This is a genomic window from Spirochaetota bacterium (genome assembly GCA_026414805.1).
Lineage (GTDB): Bacteria > Spirochaetota > UBA4802 > UBA4802 > UB4802 > UBA4802.
Genome location: JAOAIH010000142.1, coordinates 1 through 1,734, shown reverse-complemented (window position 1 = coordinate 1,734; position 1,734 = coordinate 1). Strand labels below are relative to the sequence as shown.

At 33.8% G+C, this 1,734-nt stretch carries 1 protein-coding gene; it reads left to right on the top strand.

Annotated elements, in window-relative coordinates:
* The coding region (locus N3F66_15015) for a T9SS type A sorting domain-containing protein (GenBank protein MCX8125457.1) at positions 1 to 1,487 on the top strand (1,487 nt) is incomplete at its 5' end.
* Positions 1,488 to 1,734: the final 247 nt, after the last annotated feature.

Sequence of the window (1,734 nt, the reverse complement as noted above, 5' to 3'; positions counted from 1 at the left end):
ACAACAATCAAGTAGTAGCCATAGGTAATTACAGTATAGGAAACCAACAGATTATGGATATTGTAATGAATTACTATACGGGAATTCCTCCTACCAATCCTGTTCAATGCTTTATTGCAGATAATTTGCACGGTTTCTTAAAGTATGAATGGGATGCTATTCCTATAGTTATAGATGGAACAAAAGGAAAATTAGTTAGTAGAGTAAAAGCATATAACGGAAAAATTGTAGTAGCACCTTCTCTTATAGATGAAACAGGCACTCCTAATTTTTATTTAGAAGGATTGTATTTTTTTGATGGAGAAAAGTGGAACTATTTAAGAGATTACAACCATGATACTATTGTAGATCTTACAGATGCCATCATTGATCCGAAAGACGATAGCCATATTTATGCAGTTAGTTGGATAAACGGCATTGTTGAATATAAAAATAATCAATTGTTCAAAGTCAGCAATCAATCTAATACAGGACTGGTAAATGCTGCGGCTGTTGGCTTGAACTGGCATCTTTTAAGTGGTATTACTATGGACCCATCAGGAAATATATGGGTTAATCATCCTATTACACCATATCCATTCAGTGTGCTTAAGCCAAATGGACAAGTTATTAATTTAAGTATGCCGGGATACAACGCTATTTTTACTTCACGCATTTTATATGACAGAAATAATCAGGTATGGAGTTTATTACCAAGGGGCAATGGAATAATTATATATAAAAATAACAACCTATCTCCAATGAATTCCAGTAATACCAAATATTTAACAAGCACTAAAGGGAATGGCGGATTACCGTCCGATTATGTATGGTCTATAGCAGAAGATAAAAATGGATATATCTGGTTGGGTACATCACAAGGTGTGGCAGTTATTTACAATCCGGAAAACATATTTAATGGTGGTAATTATGATGCTCAGCAAATATACATAACACAAGACGGTCAAACACAGCTTTTACTGGTTACAGAAAAAGTTACAGCTATTGCTGTAGATAGTGCCAATAGAAAATGGATAGGCACAGAAGCGTCGGGTTTGTTCTGTTTTTCTTCAGATGGTCAAACTCAAATTTTTCATTTTACAAATGATAATAGCCCTTTACTTTCCAATAACATTATTGACATTGCCTATGATGATAAAACAGGAGATATTATTGTTGCTACAGATAAGGGTATTCAATCGTATCGCACCGATGTGATTGGTGGCTTTGAAGATTATTCCACCGTTCATGTTTTTCCCAATCCTGTAAAATATTCAAATGAAAATGTTTACATAAAAGGGCTAATTGATGGAAGCATTGCAAAAATTACAGACCTTGCGGGTCATCTTGTTTGGGAAGGCAAATCGAATGGAGGCATGATTACCTGGAATTTGCAAAGTTTGTTTAATAAAAGAGTAACAGAAGGAATATACATTGTTTACGCCACCACATCAGATGGACAGCAAAAAGCAGTCAGCAAGATAATGGTTATTAATAGTCAGCAATAAAAAAAAATTTTTGTCTGCAAGGCAAATAAAAAACTTTTGGAGGTATAAATTTGATTTGTAAAACAACAGATGAAAAAATTTCCTTTAATTTACCGCTAAAAAAATAAATGGATAAGTTTTTATCGGATAAGGTTTTGTCTATTGAAGAACCCCTTACGATTGGCATGTCAAGAAGGAGCAGAGAATTAAGTCAGCAAGGAATAGAAGTTATTAATTTAAGTTTGGGAGAACCTGATTTTAATACACC